The sequence below is a fragment of the Streptomyces sp. NPDC002265 genome, assembly GCF_040296125.1.
GTDB lineage: Bacteria > Actinomycetota > Actinomycetes > Streptomycetales > Streptomycetaceae > Streptomyces.
In genome coordinates, this window is sequence record NZ_JBEOWS010000001.1 from 80,303 (window position 1) to 97,787 (window position 17,485).

Sequence of the window (17,485 nt, forward strand, 5' to 3'; positions counted from 1 at the left end):
CCACGCCGCAGGGCCGCCGCCCGGCCACGGAAAATGCGAGGTGACAGCGGCCGCGGCCGGGCATCATGGCTGTCCCGCCGCCACCCCGTACCGGGGCGGTCGGCGGACGGCGCCCGTGGCCGCACGCACCGGCCCGCGCCGGTGAGACGACCACCATCGGGGGCCCCTGTGACCATGACCAACATCCTGCTGTCCGGCGTCGTCGGCTCGACGGCGTACGGCCTCGCCCGCGCGGGCTCCGACGTGGACCGGCTCGGTATGTTCGCGGCGCCCACCGAGGAACTGCACGGCCTGCACGGACCGAAGGAGTCCCACGTCAGCACGGCCCCGGACCGTACCCTGCACGAGGCCGCGAAGTGGTGCCGGCTGGCGCTGGGCGGCAACCCGACGGTGATGGAAATCGTCTGGCTGCCGGACGAGTTGTACGAGGTCCGCACCCCCCTGGGCGACGAACTCATCGGCATCCGGCTGTCGTTCCTGAGCGCGCCGAGGATCCGCGCCGCCTATCTCGGCTACGCGACCCAGCAGTTCAGGAAGCTCCAGAACCGCAGCGCGGGGCCGCTCTCCGCCGAGGTCCGCAGACGCACCGCCAAGCACGCCCGCCACCTCAAGCGGCTCTGCACGCAGGGGTACGAGCTCTATGCGACGGGCCGGCTGACCATCAGGGTCGACGACCCGGAGGGCTACCACCGCTTCGGCGAGCAGGTCGCGGCCGACCCCGAGGCCGCGCTGCCCCTGCTGCGCCGGTTCGAGGAGGCCTTCGAGGAGACACGCAGCGTACTGCCGGAGCGTCCGGACGAGACGGCGGCCGACGCCTGGCTGCGACGCGTGCGTGCGCAGTTCTGGGCGAACGCGCCCCGGACAACGGGCGCCGAGTCGCCTTGAGGGCAGCGGGCCCGTTCCCCGGGGGTGGCGGGCCCCTCCCCGAAGGCGGCGGGCCGACGCCTGGGGGCAGAGGGCAAGTCCCGTCGGCCGCGCGGAGATCGGCCCCGCGAAAAATAGCGTGCCCCGACGCCGTGGCTCTCCCTAGACTCACCACATCACGCGCCGGCCGACGGTACGGCGGCGCGTCGTCGTGACGAGTGAGGGGAGCCCGGCCGTGCGTGTCCGCATCGCTGTCGTCGCTTCCCGTTCCCGGTACGAGGTGATCCTCGTGTCTCCGGCCGCCCGGTGCCCGCTGCGCGGCCGGCACCGGATGCCGTGACGATTCGACGTCCTCAAGAACCCTGCCCGTCGGCCTGACCCGCGGAGCCCACAGGCTCAGCCGAGCCTGCCGGTCCGCCGAGCCGGCCAGTGTGCTGAGCCTGCCCTTCTGCCTGGCCTGCAAATTCGCCGAGCCAGCCGGTTCGCCGAGCCTGCCGGTTCGCCGAGCCTGCCGGTTCGCCGAGCCTGCCGGTCCGCCGAGCCAGAGGCTGTGCCGGGCGGCCAGTTCGCCGAGCCGGCCAGCCAGTCGGCTCGCCGAGCCGAGCGGCCGGATCGCAGGCACACCGACGTCCCCGTCCGGCCATCGCGCCGCCCTTTCCACCGTCGCCCCGAAAGGCCATGGGCCGTGCGTACCCACCTCAACCCTCACCTCACCGACCCGCTCGCCGCCGTCCGCAACCTGGGCATCCTCGCCCATGTGGACGCGGGCAAGACCACCCTCACCGAGCGGATGCTGTACGCGACCGGCAGCACCCACAAGCGCGGTGAGGTCCATGACGGCACGACCGTCACCGACTTCGACCCCCAGGAACGCGACCGGGGGATCACCATCTTCGCCGCGGCCGTCAGCTGCGCCTGGGACGGTCACCGGATCAACCTGATCGACACCCCCGGGCACGTCGACTTCGCCGACGAGGTGGAGCGTTCGCTGCGCGTCCTCGACGGCGCCGTCGCGGTGTTCGACGCCGTCGCGGGAGTGGAGCCGCAGAGCGAGTCCGTGTGGCGGCAGGCCGACCGGCACGCCGTACCGAGGATCGCGTTCGTCAACAAGCTGGACCGGGCGGGCGCCGACCTGGACACGGCCGTCGCGTCGATCCGGGCGCGGCTGCACCCGGCTCCGCTCGTCGTGCAGCTGCCGATCGGTACGGAGGACGGCTTCACCGGCGTCGTGGACCTGCTGCGTATGCGGGCCCTGATCTGGGCCGAGGGAGACGACACGGCTCAGGAGGGCCCGGTGCCCGCGGACCTGCGCGAGGAGGCGGACCGGCGTCGGCGGGCGCTGGAGGAAGCGGTGGCCGAACTGCACCCCGGCGCGCTGGACGAGTTCTGTGCCCGGTCGGCGCTGTCCGCGCGGACGCTGGCCGCCGCGCTGCGCGACCTGACGCACAGCGGCGACGGCGTGGTCGTGCTGTGCGGCTCCGCCTACCGCAACCGCGGTATCGAACCGCTGCTCGACGCCGTCGTGGCCTATCTGCCGTCACCGCTGGACGTACCCGCCGTACGGGGTACCCACGACGGCGTGCCCCAGGAGCGGTCCGCCGATCCGGCGGCGCCGCTGGCGGCCCTGGTGTTCAAGGTGAACGCCACCCCGACGGGGCGGCTGACGTATCTGCGGGTGTACTCGGGGACGATCGGGAAGGGGGACGCGGTGATGGACGCGGGCGCGCGGCGCACCGAGCGCATCGGCCGCATCCTGCGGGTGCAGGCGGACCGCCGGACCCCGCTGGAGCGGGCGGTGGCGGGTGACATCGTCGCCGTGGTCGGGCTGAAGTCGGCCCGCGCGGGCTCGACGCTGTGCGCGCCCGAGGCACCCCTCGTGCTCGAACCGCCGGGAGTCGCCGACCCGGTCGTCTCCGTGGCGGTCGAGGCCCGGAAGGGCGTCGACACCGACCGGCTGGCCGCCGCGCTCGGCCGGCTGGCCGAGGAGGACCCGTCGCTGGTCGTCCGCACCGACCCGGAGACGGGGCAGACCGTGCTGTCCGGCATGGGCGAACTGCACCTGGAGGTGGCGGTGGAGACGCTCCGGCGTACCCACGGCCTCGACGTCAACGTGGGCCGCCCGCGGGTGGCCCACCGCGAGACCGTCGTCCGCGGTGTCTCCGGGCTGGTCTTCCGCCATGTCAAACAGGAAGGCGGCGCAGGGCAGTTCGCCCATGTCGTCCTCGACGTGGAACCGATGGACCCGGTGGACCCCACCGGTTCCGGGCCCGCCGGAGGCGGCGAGGGAGGCGGCGACGGCGGCGGGGGCTTCGAGTTCCGCTCGGCCGTGGTCGGCGGCCGGGTGCCGCGGGAGTACGTGCGCGCGGTCGAGGCCGGGTGCCGGGACGCCCTCGCCGACGGTCCGCTCGGCGGGCATCCGGTGACCGGACTGCGGGTGACGCTGACCGACGGGGCGACGCATGTGAAGGACTCCTCCGACACGGCGTTCCGCACCGCAGGCCGGCTCGCGCTGCGCGAGGCCCTGCGCGCCTGCGCGATGGCCCTGCTGGAGCCGGTGGCCGAGGTCACCGTCACCGTGCCCGAGGACGCGGTCGGCTCCGTGCTCGGCGACCTGGCGGCGCGCCGCGGCCGGGTCACGGGCTCGGCCGTACGGGCCGGTTCGGCGGTCGTCGGCGCCACCGTGCCGCTGGCCGAACTGTTCGGCTACGCGACCCGGTTGCGCAGCCGGACCCAGGGCCGCGGCACCTTCACGGCCAGGCCCACCGGGTACGCGCCGGTGCCGGCCTCGGCGCCGGTGACCGCCTCGGCGCCGGTGTCCGGATCGACACGGTAGGAGCCGTCGCGGACAGGGCGGTCCGCGCCGCGAACCCCCGGGTTCGTGGCGCGGATTGCCCCGGTCCGGCCGCTGTTCACGGTGTCCCGGGGCCCGTCGAAACACAACCGTTGCACAACGCCCCCGAGGCGGCTCCCGCGCAGGTCACGGCCTGTGCGGCCGCTGTGCGCACCGGTCCGGCGCCCCCGATCCGGACGGTGCCGCCCGGGGAGACCCTGCCGGATGTCTTGACGCGTTCTTCTTCCGAGGTTTAACTCACGTCGTAAATTAAGCCATGAGGGGCTTCGGAAGTCGAACGGGGTGTCACTTCCGCGGCCTGCCTCGGGGTTCACGACTCCAGGAAAGGGACACCAGGAGCCATGCGCAGCATCCGAGCCGCGGCCGTCGGCGCCGTCACCATGTCACTCGCTCTCGCCGCCACGGCCTGCGGAGGCGGATCCGCGACCGGCGGAGGGTCGAACGACTCGCCGAAGACGCTCACCTACTGGGCCTCCAACCAGGGCGCCAGCATCGAGGTCGACAAGAAGGTCCTCCAGCCCGAACTCGACAAGTTCGAGAAGCAGACCGGGATCAAGGTCAAGCTGGAGGTGGTCCCCTGGTCCGACCTGCTGAACCGGATCCTCACCGCCACCACCTCCGGCCAGGGCCCCGACGTCCTCAACATAGGCAACACCTGGAGCGCCTCGCTCCAGGCCACCGGGGCGCTGCTGCCCTGGGACACGAAGCAGTTCGCCGCGATCGGCGGCAAGGACCGCTTCGTCGCCTCCGCGCTCGGCTCGACCGGCGCCGAGGGCAAGGACCCGGCCGCGGTGCCGCTGTACTCGATGGCGTACGCGCTCTACTACAACAAGAAGATGTTCGCCGACGCCGGCATCGCCAACCCGCCGGCCACCTGGGCCGACCTGATCGCCGACGGCAAGAAGCTGTCCAAGGGCGGCAAGTGGGGCCTGGGCGCCGAGGGTTCGAACCCGTCCGAGAACATCCACCACGTCTTCGTCTTCGCCAAGCAGCACGGCGCCGACTTCTTCACCGCCGACGGCAAGCCCGACTTCACCAACGACGGCGTGGTCAGCGCGGTCCAGCAGTACGTCGGCCTGATGGCGTCCGACAAGATCATCGCGCCGGGCAACGCCGAGTACGCGCAGAACCAGTCCGTCAGCGACTTCGCCAAGGGCAAGAACGCGATGCTGCTGTGGCAGTCCGCGTCCGCCAACCTCAAGTCCCAGGGCATGAGCGAGGCCGACTACGGCATCGCCCCGGTCCCCGTGCAGTCCGGAACCCCCGGCACCGGCACCAACGTCAACTCCATGGTCGCCGGCATCAACATGGCGGTCTTCAAGAACACCCACAACCTCGACGGCGCCACGAAGTTCGTGAAGTTCATGACGAGCGACGACGAGCAGAAGATCCTCAACACCGCGTACAGCTCCATCCCGCCGGTCGCCGCCGCACAGGCGGACACCGCCTTCAACACCTCGTCCAACGCGGTCCTGAAGGACACGCTCGCCAAGAGCGCGGCGGCGCTGCCGCAGGTCGCCGACGAGTCCCAGTTCGAGACGGCCGTCGGCACGGCCGTCAAGGAACTGTTCGCGGACGCGGCGGCCGGACGCGCGGTCACCGCCGAGTCGGTGAAGGCGAAGCTCGAGAAGGCCCAGCAGCAGATGCCGACCAAGTAAGTGAGCACCATGACCACCACTGTCTCCACGGAGGCCGGGGGGCGGACGGTGCGCAAGGACGCCCCCGGTGCGGCGCGCGGCTCCCGCCGCCGCACCGGGCGGCTCCGCCGCGCCGGACTCCCGTACTTCCTGCTTCTGCCTGCGCTGATCCTCGAACTCCTGGTCCATCTGGTGCCGATGGTGATCGGCATCGTGATGAGCTTCAAGGAGCTCACCCAGTTCTTCATCCGGGACTGGAGCACCGCGCCGTGGTCCGGCCTGGACAACTACACGGTGTCGGTGGACTTCGACGCACCCGTCGGCGAGGCACTGCTCCACTCCTTCCTGGTCACCGTCGCCTTCACGCTGCTGTCCGTCGGCCTGTGCTGGCTGATCGGCACGGCGGCGGCGATCTGCATGCAGGACACCTTCCGCGGCCGCGGTCTGCTGCGCGCCCTGTTCCTGGTGCCGTACGCCCTGCCGGTCTACGCGGCCGTCATCACCTGGGTGTTCATGTTCCAGCACGACAACGGCCTGGTGAACCACGTCCTGCACGACCAGCTGCACCTCACCGACCAGCCGTCCTTCTGGCTGATCGGCGACAACAGCTTCTACGCCCTGCTCACCGTGTCCGTGTGGAAGGGCTGGCCGTTCGCCTTCCTGATCGTGATGGCCGGCCTCCAGAACATCCCGCGGGAGCTGTACGAGGCGGCCGCCCTCGACGGCGCCGGCGTCTGGCAGCAGATCCGCCGCATCACCCTGCCGTCGCTGAGCGCGGTCAACCAGGTGCTGGTCCTGGTGCTGTTCCTGTGGACGTTCAACGACTTCAACACGCCGTACGTCCTGTTCGGCAGGACCGCCCCGGCGGCCGCGGACCTCATCTCGGTCCACATCTACCAGGCCTCCTTCGTCACCTGGAACTTCGGCACCGGTTCGGCGATGTCGGTCCTGCTGCTCCTCTTCCTGCTCCTCGTCACCGGCGTGTACCTCGCCGTCACGTCCCGCGGACGGAGGACCTCAAGTGTCTGACTCGCCCATGGCGCAGCCGAGTTCGTTCGTATGGACCCGGCGGGTCTTCCTCACCCTGCTCACCGGGTTCGTGCTGCTGCCGGTCTACGTCATGATCTCCAGCTCGCTGAAGCCGCTCGCGGACGTCAGCGGCAAGTTCCGCTGGCTGCCGAGCGGTCTGACGATCCGCCCGTACATCGACATCTGGTCGACCGTCCCGCTCGCCAAGTACTTCGGCAACTCGCTGATCGTGGCGGGTGCGGCCACCGTCTGCTCGGTGGTGATCGCGGTCTTCTCCGCGTACGCCGTCAGCCGTTACGAGTTCCGCGGCAAGCGCGTGTTCACGGTGACCGTGCTGTCGACGCAGATGTTCCCCGGCATCCTCTTCCTCCTGCCGCTGTTCCTGCTCTACGTCAACATCGGCAACGCCACCGGCATAGCCCTGTTCGGCTCGCGCGGCGGTCTGATCCTCACGTACCTCACCTTCTCGCTCCCGTTCTCCATCTGGATGCTGATCGGGTACTTCGACTCGGTGCCGCGTGAACTCGACGAGGCGGCCCTGGTGGACGGCTGCGGACCGCTCGGCGCCCTGTTCCGGGTCGTGGTCCCGGCCGCGATCCCCGGCATCGTCGCGGTGGCCGTCTACGCCTTCATGACCGCCTGGGGCGAGGTGCTGTTCGCGTCGGTGATGACCAACGACGCCACCCGCACCCTCGCGGTCGGACTCCAGGGCTACTCCACGCTCAACGACGTCTACTGGAACCAGATCATGGCCGCCTCGCTGGTCGTCAGCGTGCCCGTGGTCGCCGGATTCCTGCTGCTCCAGCGCTATCTCGTCGCCGGCCTCACCGCCGGAGCGGTCAAGTGACCGACGCCGCGAAGGCTGCCGGTCGTACGGCCACCGGCCGTACGACCGCCGGCCGGCCGGCAGCCGGTGAAGCGACGACCAACCCCCCTATTCCTGAGAGGGCTTCAGTGTCCGAACGTATCGACCTCGCCGCACTCCCGCACGACTTCCTGTGGGGCACGGCCACATCGGCGTACCAGATCGAGGGAGCCGTGGCGGAGGACGGCCGTTCCCCGTCGATCTGGGACACCTTCTCGCACACCCCCGGCAAGATCGACAACGACGACCACGGTGACGTCGCCTGCGACCACTACCACCGCTGGCGCGAGGACATCGGCCTGATGCGCCGGCTCGGCACCAACGCCTACCGGCTGTCCGTCGCCTGGCCGCGCGTCGTGCCCGGCGGCGACGGCCCGGTCAACCCCAAGGGCCTTGCCTTCTACGACGAGTTGGTCGACGGACTCCTGGAGGCGGGCATCACCCCCTCCGTCACCCTCTACCACTGGGACCTGCCGCAGGCGCTCCAGGACCGCGGCGGCTGGCCCGAGCGTGAGACCGCGGAGCACTTTGCCGCCTACGCCTCGGTCGTCGCCGAACGCCTCGGCGACCGGGTCACCCACTGGACCACCCTCAACGAGCCCCTCTGCTCGGCCTGGATCGGCCATCTGGAGGGCAAGATGGCCCCCGGCCTCACCGACCTGACGGCCGCCGTCCGCGCCTCCTACCACCTCCTGCTCGGCCACGGCCTCGCCGCCCAGGCGATCCGCGCCGCCGCCCCGGACGCCGAGGTCGGCATCGTCAACAACCTCTCCACCGTCCACGCGGCGAGCGACCGCCCCGAGGACATCGCCGCCGCCCGCCGGATGGACGGCCACACCAACCGCTGGTGGCTGGACCCGGTGCACGGCCGCGGCTTCCCGGCCGACATGCGCGAGGTCTACGGCGTCGAACTCCCGGAGAAACCGGGCGACATGGAGACGATCGCCGCCCCGCTCGACTGGCTCGGCCTGAACTATTACTTCCCGGCCACCGTCGCCGACGACCCCGAAGGCCCGGCCCCGCACGCCCTTTCGATCCGCCGGCCCGACGTCCCCCGCACCGGCATGGACTGGGAGATCGACGCGAGCGGCATCGAGACGCTGCTGCTGCGCCTCACCGACGAGTACGCCCCGCGCAAGCTGTACGTCACGGAGAACGGCTCGTCCTTCCCCGACGTCGTACGCCCCGACGGGACCGTCGACGACCCGGAGCGCCAGGACTACCTGATCCGGCACCTCGCCGCCTGCGCGTCCGCCGCCCGCAAGGGCGCCCCGCTGGCCGGCTACTTCGCCTGGTCGCTGCTGGACAACTTCGAGTGGGCGTACGGCTACGACAAGCGCTTCGGCCTCGTCCACGTCGACTACCGCACCCAGGTGCGCACCATCAAGGGCACCGGCCACCGCTACGCCGACATCGTCCGCACCCACCGCGGACAGGCGAGCCGGGCCGCCTGAGGCCCGCCTGAAACCCCTGCGGTGGGCGTGGGCGCGGGAGCCCGCGCCCACCGCGGGACCCATGTGCGACCCAGTGGGGCCCATGTAGGACCCCGTGGGGCCCACGTACGACCCCGCGGGCCGATGTACGACCCCGCGGGAACACCCCTGCGACGAATCGTGCGCAGCGGACCACGTGCAGCGAACCGCGCGCACTGAACCACGAACAGAAATGTCAGGTGCATGTCATAACAACAGGACTGAGGAGAGCCGCATGCCATCCAGCACCCCCCGCACGACTCGCACCCTCCGCACGACCCGCACCCCGCGCGCCCTCATGACGGCACTGGCCGCACTGGCGCTGCTGTCCGCCGACCCGGCCTTGGTCACCCCGGCCAACGCGCAGCCGACGGCAGCCGAAGCCGCCGCCTGGGACGCCGACCGCGCCGCCGCGGCCTACGCCCTGAACCCGGCCGCCGTCACCGCCTCCGGCAGCGAGAACGGCGGCACCACCCCGGGCCTCGCCTTCGACGGCAACGGTGCCACCCGCTGGTCCAGCAACTTCGCCGACGACGCCTGGATCCGCCTCGACCTGGGCACCACGATCCGGATCGACCGGGTCACCCTCGACTGGGAGGCCGCCTACGGCAAGCGCTACGTACTGGAGGTGTCGAGGAACGGTACGGACTGGACCCCCTTCTACACCGAGACCGCCGGCACCGGCGGCTCGCTCACCGCGCACACCTACCCCCAGGAGGCGACCGGCCGCTACGTCCGCCTGCGCGGCCTGGAACGCGCCACGCCGTACGGCTACTCCCTCTACTCCTTCAAGGTGTACGGCGGCGAACCCGCACCCGCGTCGACGACCCGCGCCAACCTGGCCCTGAACCATCCGGCCTACTCGAACTTCTACCAACACGCCAGAAACTCACCGGCGTTCGTCACGGACGGCGGCTGGCCCGCAGATCTGAAGGGCGACGCCACCCGCTGGTCGAGCGACTGGAACACGGACCGCTGGGTCTCGGTCGACCTCGGCGCCACCTCGACGATCTCCTCCGTGGACCTGTACTGGGAGGCGGCCTACGCCGTCGACTACCGGCTCCAGGTCTCCGACGACAACCGCACCTGGCGCACCGTCTACCAGCCGTCCGCCGCCGACGTCGCCGCTCGCCGCGCGAACGTCAAGTCGCCGTCCGAGGCGGCGGGTCTGCACGACACCGTCACCCTCCCGTCCCCGGCCACCGGCCGCTATGTCCGTATGCTCGGCACGGAGCGCCGCTCCTTCTACAACCCGGCGCCCTACACCGCCCAGTTCGGCTACTCCCTCTTCGAGTTCCAGGTCTGGGGCACCGGCGGCAGCGCCTCCGCCGCCTACCCGGCCCTCCCCGCCGACCAGCCGGGCACCTACCGCACCACGTTCTTCGACGACTTCACCGGCGCCGCCCTCGACCGCTCCAAGTGGCGCGTCGTACGCACCGGAACGGAGATGGGCCCGGTCAACGGCGAGTCACAGGCGTACGTCGACTCCACGGACAACATCCGTACCGAGAACGGCAGCCTGATCCTCAGGTCCAAGTACTGCAAGGGCTGCACCCAGGCGGGCGGCGGCACCTACGACTTCACCTCCGGCCGCATCGACACCGACACCAGGTTCGACTTCACCTACGGCCGGGTCAGCGCCCGTATGAAACTCCCGGTCGGCGACGGTTTCTGGCCCGCCTTCTGGCTGCTCGGCAGCAACGTCGACGACCCGTCCGTCTCCTGGCCGGCCTCCGGCGAGACCGACATCATGGAGAGCATCGGCTACGCCGACTGGACGAGCTCCGCCCTGCACGGCCCCGGCTACTCGGCCGACGGCAACATCGGCGCCCGCCAGACCTACCCGAACGGCGGCCGCGCCGACCAGTGGCACACGTACGCCGTCGAATGGACCCCGACGGCGATGCGCTTCTACGTCGACGACCGGCTGGTCCAGGAGACCACCCGCAACAAGGTCGAGTCGACCCGAGGCCAATGGGTCTACGACCACAACCAGTACGTCATCCTCAACCTGGCCCTGGGCGGCGCCTACCCGGCCGGCTGGAACCAGGTCACCACCCCCTACTGGGGCCTGCCCCAGTCGAGCGTGGACCGCATCGCGGCCGGGGGAGTACAGGCGGAGGTGGACTGGGTGCGGGTGGAGCAGAAGGGATAGGGGGCTCGGGCCGGGTGGGGCGCAACCGCAAGGCCCCTCCCGGCCCGCAGCGTCCCGTCGCCGGTGCGGATGCCGGATGCCGACGGCCGACTGCCGGCTGTCGGAGGCCGCCGGGGCGGCCGGCCGGAACGGCGTGCGCAGAACAGTGCAGAGAACGTGCTGTCTCGTGCAGGCCGGGCCCGGACTCGGTCGCATCGTCACGGACGAGCGGCGTGCTCACACGATCGGATGACAATGGTGGCGGCGGGCACGCGGGTCGGCCGCGGTCCGTTGGTTCGTGTGACGGGGAGCGTCCGGCGCTTCCCGCCACCGACGACCACGGGGGGTCTGATGAGCTTGCAGTTCCAGCGCAACGACGACGGCACACTCACCGGGCACAACACCGAGACGGGCTTCACCGTCACCTCGGCCGACGAGGAGGAGGTGCGACGGTCACTGCACGAGGACGCCGGGTGGGAGTACATTCCGCCGCCGTCCCCGGCGGCTCCCGGCTTCCACCGCTTCGCCCTGGTGCACGACGAGTTCGGCGACGGTTCCTTCGGCCACGAACGCTACGAGGGCCTGCGGCTGCGACCGCCGAGCGGCTGTGAACCGGTCGACTGGGGAGGCTTCGCCCTGAAGTGCGAGCGGCCGGGGCGGACCCTGCTGGAGGCCGTGTCCGACACCGTGACGGAGATCCGCCGCGCTCACGGCCTGGTGATGAACAGCCTCGGCGTCGAGGACCCCGGCGAATGGCTGGGCGACGACAGGGACGGTTACGGCGCCCAGATCGTCGCCCATCTGATGCTGATGGCCGCCCACCGCGCGTCCCTCCTCGGCTACGGCAGGAAGGACCTGGTACGCCTCTTGGACGCGGCAGGCGCCGCGTAGCCGCGCCGATCGAACTCGGCTCAGAATCGCCCCAACTCACCGTCCGGTAAGGGTTTTCTGGTCACTCCGTACTTCAGTCGCCTACGGTGATGCCGTCGGGCGGGCCGTTCCGGTGCGGCGGCCGGCACGGATACGGGGCGAGGGCCCGTCATGCACAGGCGAGGAGAAAACGGTGTCGGTCGAGTCGGCCGAGCAGGTACTCGAACACACCCCGGACGCCCGCAGCTTCGCCCTCGCCAACCGGCTGTTCATGCACCGGGCCGTGCGGACGCCGGCCCGTGAACACGGGGTGCGGCAGTTCCTCGACATAGGCACCGGTGTGCCGACCGAGCCGAACCTGCACCAGGTCGCGCAGGCCGAGGCCGCGGAGTGCCGGGTGTTCTACGCCGACAACGACCCGATCGTGCTGGCCCACGCGCGGGCCCTGCTGCGCGGAACCCCTGAGGGCCGCATCGCCTATGTGCAGGCGGACGTGCGGGAGCCGAAGTCCATCCTGGAGTCCTACGAGGCCCGGGCCACGCTCGACTTCGACCGGCCGATCGCGCTGAGCCTGTGCGCCCTGATGCACTTCGTGCCGGACGAGCACGGCGCGTACGAGGTGGTGCAGGAACTGGTCGACGCGCTGCCGTCCGGCAGCTTCCTCGTCCTCAGCCACGGCACCGCCGACTTCGACCCGGAGGGCATGGCTCGTACCCAGGACGTGTACGTCCGTGCGGGCATCCCGATCCAGCTGCGTTCCAGGGCCCGGACAGCCCGCTTCTTCGCCGGGCTGGACCTGCTGCCGCCGGGGCTGGCCGTGACGCACCGCTGGCACCCGGAGCCGGGCCGGCCGCCGACCGACCTCACCGACGCCCAGGCCGGCTGCTACGGCGGGGTGGCCCGCAAGCCGTGACCTCACCGCTCGTCCGCGCCGGTCGGTCCGGCGGGCGAGCGGTCCGGTCAGCGGATCAGGACCAGTACGAGTATCGCGAGGGCGACGACCCCAGCCGCAATCACCGACGCCTTCCACCTGCCCTCGTCCGACAGCCGGCGCACGGTTCTGAGGCGTCCGTCAGCGCCCCGGAAGACGTAGAACTCCTGGTGGGGGGAGCCGGGCAGCCTCGCCGTGACGACCGTCAGACGCCTGAGGACGACCTGCCGTTCCCTCTCGTCCTTCCCGCGTCGCAGCTGTGACTCAAGGGCGGTGCGCTGGTCGAGGGAGAGGTCGGCGGGTAGAGAGTCGTCCGTGTCGAGGAGATCCTCCCGCCAGCCGCCGGCGTCCAGTTCCGACCCGATTCGCCTGGGTCGTGGGACGGGGGGAGTTATGGTCTTGGACTGCCGGGTCCACGCGATCCGTCCCGCGGTCCAGGACGTCAGGCTCCCGTGTCCCTCGCATGTGGTGCACTTGACGCTGCCCGTACGGCTGCACGCTGCGCACGGGATGCGCCCGGTCGCCGCGCACTCCGGACACCTGACCTTCCCCCAGCCCCGGCAGCCGGGGCACGCGCTGTCGGGCGTGTGGCATCCCTCGCAGGTCACCCGTTCGTCAGGACGGCCGGACTTGCCCGGCTTCGGAGGCCTGGGCGGGGTGCTCGGCAGACCGCCGTGCTTGAGGTACTGCGTGCACATGGCGACGCCCTGGCAGACGGTGCACACCTGGGCGGGTTCGCACGGACGGTACGTCATGCCCCGGCAGTCGGCGCACTGCCGTCGGCCGTTGCCGCAGTCGCAGGAACGAAGGTGCACCGTGCCGCGTTTGACCAGGTCGAGCGGCCGGTCGAGCGGTGACTCGCCGGGACCGAGTTTGTAGTCCCTCAGCACGTCGTAGGTCGGCCGGTCCGAGAGGCCGATGGTTCCGGGCCGGTGCCGCGTCTGCTCGGTGCGGTCCTCGACGCGGCGGGTGATCGTGCCCTCGAGAAGGTGTGAGCGGGTGAGCAGGAGGTCCTCGAGGGCCGGAGCGGGGTGCTTCCTCCGGCCGAAGCGCGTCAGGTGCGCGCCGATCGCCGCACGTACCTCCTCGTCGGACGGATCGTCTGCCGCCACGGCGTCACTCCCCCCAGTCGATCCCCTCCCACCCGGTACGGGCGGAACCGGTGCCGAGCGGAACAAGTGTGGCGGGAGCGGGTCGGCAGCAAAAGGGCGCAGAGACGGCGCGGGGACGAGCGAGCCGTCGTCGGCCAGGCCAGGAGAGCGATCGCGCACCGGGTTGAGCCGTTCGCCCCGTCGGGCTCTACCGCCGCGTGGGAGGATCGCTGACCATGAGTGCGTCCCCGGCCATACGGAGCCTGCGTGCCGCGGTTTTCGCCGCGGTGTGCGTGCTGCTTGCCGTGGCCGGGCACGGGCTCGGCACCGGGGACGTGCCGCCGCTGTGGGCGGACGGTGCCGGGTTCCTCGCCGTCCTCGCGGCCGGCTGGCTGCTCGGCGGCCGGGAACGGTCCCTGCCGGGCATCACCGCGGCCATGCTCGCCGTCCAGGCCGGACTGCACGCCGCGTTCTCCCGGACCACCACCACAGCCGAGCCGGTCATGCGGATGACCCGTGCGCAGATGGCGCAGATGACCCATGTGCACATGGCCCATATGCACATGGCCGGCCGGATGCCCGGCCCCACAGGCACCCACCCGCACGCCATGACCCCGCACGCGGTCCTCGCGCATGTGCTCGCCGCGCTCGTCGCCTCCTGGTGGCTGCGGCGAGGGGAGGCCGCCCTGTGGTCGTTGCTGAAGCGGGCGGTCGCCCTGCTGCCCGGGCTCGCGGCCTGGTGGTGCAGTTTCCCGACGCCGCTCCTTCTTCCCGTCGCTGACCGTGCGCAGCCGGACGCGGTACGACCGCGGACGCTGCTGCTCCGGCACGCGGTGAGCCGCCGGGGGCCGCCCACCCGGATCCCGTACACCGTCTGACCCCGTCACTTCACTCCCGTACGGAGATCCACTCACCCATGTCCACGATCCGCACCACCACCCTGCGCCGCGCCGGTCTCGGTGCCGTCCTCGCCGCCGCCGGTGTCCTGGCGGCGGCCGGTGCCGCCTCCGCGCACGTCACCGTCCACCCCGAGAGCTACGCCAAGGGCGCCACCGACGGTCTGCTGACCTTCCGCGTCCCCAACGAGGACGACTCCGTCAGCACCACGAAGGTGCAGGTGTACCTGCCGACCGACCACCCCGTCCTCGGCGTGCTGGTCCGCCCGCACGACGGCTGGACGCCGAAGGTGACCACCACCAAGCTCAAGACGCCGGTCAAGACCGACGACGGCACCATCACCGAGGCCGTCTCCGAGATCACCTGGACCGGCGGGAAGATCGGCGCGGGCGCCTTCGAGGACTTCGACGTCGCTTTCGGCCAGCTGCCGGACGACACCGACGCGCTGACGTTCAAGGCGCTCCAGACCTACTCCGACGGCAAGGTCGTCCGCTGGATCGAGCAGGCCGAGGAGGGGGCGGACGAGCCGGAGAACCCGGCACCGGTGGTCAAGCTCACGGCGGGCGGCGACAGCGGCGCGGCCCCGGCCGCGAAGACCCCCGCGGCGACGGCCCCCGACAGCACCTCCGAGGCCGCCTCCGGCAGTGACTCCACCGCGCGCGGTCTGGGCATCGCCGGTCTGGTCGTCGGCGCGCTCGGGCTGGCCGCGGCGGCCTTCGCGTTCGTCCGGACGCGCTCCGCCCGCTCGTAGCACGCCCGTCACGTCCGTCCCGCCTGACGTCCGACGCCTGACGTCCAACGCCGAAGGGCCCGGGCCACCAGTGGTGGTCCGGGCCCTTCGGCCGTCCGTTCGTCCGGATGTACCGACGGACGGGCGGACGTGTGGTCGTACGGTCAGTGCGCGGCCAGTTCCAGCACCTTCTGCTCGGCGCGGGCGGTCTGCTCGGGCCGGCGCGAGGTCGCCCACAGCCACAGCACGTCCCGGCCGAACGACCACACCAGCAGGGCCAGCGCCAGCAGCGCCACCCCGAAGTCGGCCGCGTACGGCAGGAGTCCGGAGCCCGCCAGCAGCAACAGGACGCCCTGGAGCGCGGCGACCGTCTTGCGGGCGGTGCTCGGCGGCAGCGCGTTGTTCAGCCACGGCCACACCCGGGCGGCGGCGACGAAGGCGTAGCGCATACCGCCGATGAGCAGCACCCAGGGGCCGACCTCCATGGAGACGTAGACGCTGAGCACCAGGATCAGGAACGCGTCGACCTCCATGTCGAAGCGGGCGCCCAGCGCGGTCGACGTGCCGGTGCGGCGGGCCACCTTGCCGTCGACGCCGTCCAGGATCAGGGCCACGGCGGTCAGGCCGACCAGGAGGGTGACCGGCGGCGTGCTCTCGAAGGAGTCGGCGACCAGCGCCGTCACCCCGCCGACCAGGGTCGCGCGGCCGAGGGTGACCCGGTTGGCGGGGCCGAAGGAACGCAGTCCGGAGCGGTGCAGGGCGCGGGAGAGCACCGCCCAGGTCGCGATCGCGAACGTCAGACCGGTCACCCAGCCCGCCGGGCCCATCCCGATCGCCGTGCCGAGCAGGGCCAGCAACAGGATCTGTACGCCCGCTCCCACAGCGGTCTCCTGCTGGACCAGCCTTGCGTCGTAAGTGTTGTTCAGGGCCACCGCACATCCTCCGGCCGAGTGACAGAGTCGATCAACGCCGCGTACTGTGCGCGGCCTGTGCACATCTCGGTACGTGAACAACGTGTCGATCGTTCAGGAGGATGCCGATGAACCGTTCCGCCCGCGCCTTCTGGCTCCGCTCACCGGGTCACGGCGAGGTCCGTGAACTCACCCTCGCGGAGCCCGCCGAGGACGAGGTGGTGGTGCGGTCGCTGTGGTCCGGCATCAGCCGCGGCACGGAGACGCTGGTCTTCCGCGGCGGTGTCCCGGCCAGTCAGCACGCCGTCATGAGGGCGCCGTTCCAGGAGGGCGACTTCCCCGGACCGGTCAAGTACGGCTACCTCAACGTCGGCGTGGTGGAGGAGGGACCCGCTGAGCTGACCGGCCGTACGGTCTTCTGCCTCTACCCGCACCAGACGCGTTACGTCGTTCCGGTGAGCGCCGTGACCGTGGTGCCGGACAACGTGCCCGCCGAGCGGGCGGTGCTCGCCGGCACGGTGGAGACGGCCGTGAACGCGCTCTGGGACGCGGCCCCCCTGGTCGGCGACCGGATCGCCGTGGTCGGCGGCGGCATGGTCGGCTGCTCGGTGGCCGCCCTGCTCGCCCGCTTCCCGGGCGTGCGCGTGCAACTCGTCGACGCCGACCCGGCGCGCTCCTCGGTGGCCGAGGCGCTCGGCGTCGGCTTCGCCACCCCCGAACGCGCCCTCGGCGACTGCGACCTCGTCGTGCACGCCAGCGCCACCGAGCAGGGCCTCGCCCGGTCCCTGGAGCTGCTGCGCGCCGAGGGCACGGTCATCGAGCTGAGCTGGTACGGGGACCGCAGGGTCGCCCTGCCGCTCGGCGAGGCGTTCCACTCCCGCCGGCTCACCGTCCGCGGCAGCCAGGTCGGCACCGTCTCCCCGGCCCGCGCGAACCGTAGTTACGCCGACCGGCTGGCCCTCGCCCTGGACCTCCTCGCCGACCCGGCGCTGGACGCGCTGATCACCGGCGAGTCCGCCTTCGAGGACCTCCCGGAGGTGATGCCCAGGCTCGCCTCGGGGGAGATTCCGGCGCTCTGCCACCGCGTCCGGTACGACAAGAGCGCCTGACCTGAGAAAAGAGTGAGAGACGGCTGAACACGGGGAAGCGAAGAGCCGTACTACACGGCATCCCCGGCGCGCTTCGGCCGGGGACCAGACGCGC

At 71.5% G+C, this 17,485-nt stretch carries 14 protein-coding genes; 12 read left to right on the forward strand and 2 right to left on the reverse strand.

The annotated features are described in order from the left end of the window. The first annotated feature begins 174 nt into the window (after nucleotides 1-174). The 9 genes from ABT085_RS00300 (at nucleotide 175) to ABT085_RS00340 (ending at nucleotide 12,635) form a co-directional block, all read left to right on the forward strand. A complete protein-coding gene (locus ABT085_RS00300; RefSeq protein WP_502982572.1) occupies nucleotides 175-885 on the forward strand; it encodes a nucleotidyltransferase domain-containing protein in 711 nt (236 codons plus the stop codon). A gap of 664 nt (nucleotides 886-1,549) precedes the next feature. Further along, nucleotides 1,550-3,697 carry an elongation factor G gene (fusA, locus tag ABT085_RS00305; protein ID WP_351599893.1) on the forward strand — a complete coding sequence of 716 codons (2,148 nt, stop codon included), beginning with the start codon at nucleotides 1,550-1,552 and terminating at the stop codon, nucleotides 3,695-3,697. 359 nt (nucleotides 3,698-4,056) lie between these two features. Beyond that, the gene (locus tag ABT085_RS00310) at nucleotides 4,057-5,373 is read left to right on the forward strand and encodes an ABC transporter substrate-binding protein (protein WP_351599895.1); all 1,317 of its coding nucleotides are present in this window, start codon (nucleotides 4,057-4,059) and stop codon (nucleotides 5,371-5,373) included. Nucleotides 5,374-5,382: 9 nt separating this feature from the next. Further along, nucleotides 5,383-6,381, forward strand: a complete 999-nt coding sequence (locus ABT085_RS00315; RefSeq protein WP_351599897.1) for a carbohydrate ABC transporter permease — start codon at nucleotides 5,383-5,385, stop codon at nucleotides 6,379-6,381. Nucleotides 6,382-6,388: 7 nt separating this feature from the next. After that, entirely contained in the window at nucleotides 6,389-7,228 is an 840-nt protein-coding gene (locus ABT085_RS00320; protein ID WP_152891050.1) for a carbohydrate ABC transporter permease, read from the forward strand. 107 nt (nucleotides 7,229-7,335) lie between these two features. After that, nucleotides 7,336-8,700 (forward strand): GH1 family beta-glucosidase, encoded by a 1,365-nt coding sequence (locus ABT085_RS00325; RefSeq protein WP_351599899.1) that lies wholly within the window; start codon nucleotides 7,336-7,338, stop codon nucleotides 8,698-8,700. 253 nt (nucleotides 8,701-8,953) lie between these two features. Further along, complete coding sequence (locus tag ABT085_RS00330) at nucleotides 8,954-10,873, forward strand: discoidin domain-containing protein (protein ID WP_351599901.1); 1,920 nt, start codon at nucleotides 8,954-8,956, stop codon at nucleotides 10,871-10,873. 330 nt (nucleotides 10,874-11,203) lie between these two features. Continuing rightward, nucleotides 11,204-11,743, forward strand: a complete 540-nt coding sequence (locus ABT085_RS00335; protein ID WP_351599903.1) for a hypothetical protein — start codon at nucleotides 11,204-11,206, stop codon at nucleotides 11,741-11,743. A 172-nt stretch (nucleotides 11,744-11,915) separates the two neighbouring features. Continuing rightward, a complete protein-coding gene (locus ABT085_RS00340; protein WP_351599905.1) occupies nucleotides 11,916-12,635 on the forward strand; it encodes an SAM-dependent methyltransferase in 720 nt (239 codons plus the stop codon). Nucleotides 12,636-12,682: 47 nt separating this feature from the next. Here ABT085_RS00340 and ABT085_RS00345 read toward each other — a convergent pair whose 3' ends face one another. Beyond that, nucleotides 12,683-13,765 carry a DnaJ-like cysteine-rich domain-containing protein gene (locus ABT085_RS00345; RefSeq protein ID WP_351599907.1) on the reverse strand — a complete coding sequence of 361 codons (1,083 nt, stop codon included), beginning with the start codon at nucleotides 13,763-13,765 and terminating at the stop codon, nucleotides 12,683-12,685. Between the two features lie 215 nt (nucleotides 13,766-13,980). Between ABT085_RS00345 and ABT085_RS00350 the strand changes: the two genes are divergently transcribed. Then, complete coding sequence (locus tag ABT085_RS00350; protein ID WP_351599909.1) at nucleotides 13,981-14,622, forward strand: hypothetical protein; 642 nt, start codon at nucleotides 13,981-13,983, stop codon at nucleotides 14,620-14,622. Between the two features lie 38 nt (nucleotides 14,623-14,660). Next, nucleotides 14,661-15,392, forward strand: a complete 732-nt coding sequence (locus tag ABT085_RS00355) for a YcnI family copper-binding membrane protein (RefSeq protein WP_351599911.1) — start codon at nucleotides 14,661-14,663, stop codon at nucleotides 15,390-15,392. A gap of 143 nt (nucleotides 15,393-15,535) precedes the next feature. Here the strand turns inward: ABT085_RS00355 and ABT085_RS00360 are convergent, their stop codons facing one another. Next, the gene (locus ABT085_RS00360) at nucleotides 15,536-16,303 is read right to left on the reverse strand and encodes a CDP-alcohol phosphatidyltransferase family protein (RefSeq protein WP_351599913.1); all 768 of its coding nucleotides are present in this window, start codon (nucleotides 16,301-16,303) and stop codon (nucleotides 15,536-15,538) included. 107 nt (nucleotides 16,304-16,410) lie between these two features. Here ABT085_RS00360 and ABT085_RS00365 point away from each other — a divergent pair, with 107 nt between their 5' ends. Further along, a complete protein-coding gene (locus ABT085_RS00365; protein WP_351599915.1) occupies nucleotides 16,411-17,391 on the forward strand; it encodes a zinc-dependent alcohol dehydrogenase in 981 nt (326 codons plus the stop codon). Nucleotides 17,392-17,485 lie beyond the last annotated feature (94 nt).

Bases quoted from the DNA above. Each gene is read 5' to 3' on its own strand.
- ABT085_RS00300 (WP_502982572.1), top strand. From the start codon at position 175: ATGACCAACATCCTGCTGTCCGGCGTCGTCGGCTCGACGGCGTACGGC.
- ABT085_RS00310 (WP_351599895.1), top strand. From the start codon at position 4,057: ATGCGCAGCATCCGAGCCGCGGCCGTCGGCGCCGTCACCATGTCACTC.
- ABT085_RS00315 (WP_351599897.1), top strand. From the start codon at position 5,383: ATGACCACCACTGTCTCCACGGAGGCCGGGGGGCGGACGGTGCGCAAG.
- ABT085_RS00320 (WP_152891050.1), top strand. From the start codon at position 6,389: ATGGCGCAGCCGAGTTCGTTCGTATGGACCCGGCGGGTCTTCCTCACC.
- ABT085_RS00330 (WP_351599901.1), top strand. From the start codon at position 8,954: ATGCCATCCAGCACCCCCCGCACGACTCGCACCCTCCGCACGACCCGC.
- ABT085_RS00335 (WP_351599903.1), top strand. From the start codon at position 11,204: ATGAGCTTGCAGTTCCAGCGCAACGACGACGGCACACTCACCGGGCAC.
- ABT085_RS00350 (WP_351599909.1), top strand. From the start codon at position 13,981: ATGAGTGCGTCCCCGGCCATACGGAGCCTGCGTGCCGCGGTTTTCGCC.
- ABT085_RS00355 (WP_351599911.1), top strand. From the start codon at position 14,661: ATGTCCACGATCCGCACCACCACCCTGCGCCGCGCCGGTCTCGGTGCC.
- ABT085_RS00365 (WP_351599915.1), top strand. From the start codon at position 16,411: ATGAACCGTTCCGCCCGCGCCTTCTGGCTCCGCTCACCGGGTCACGGC.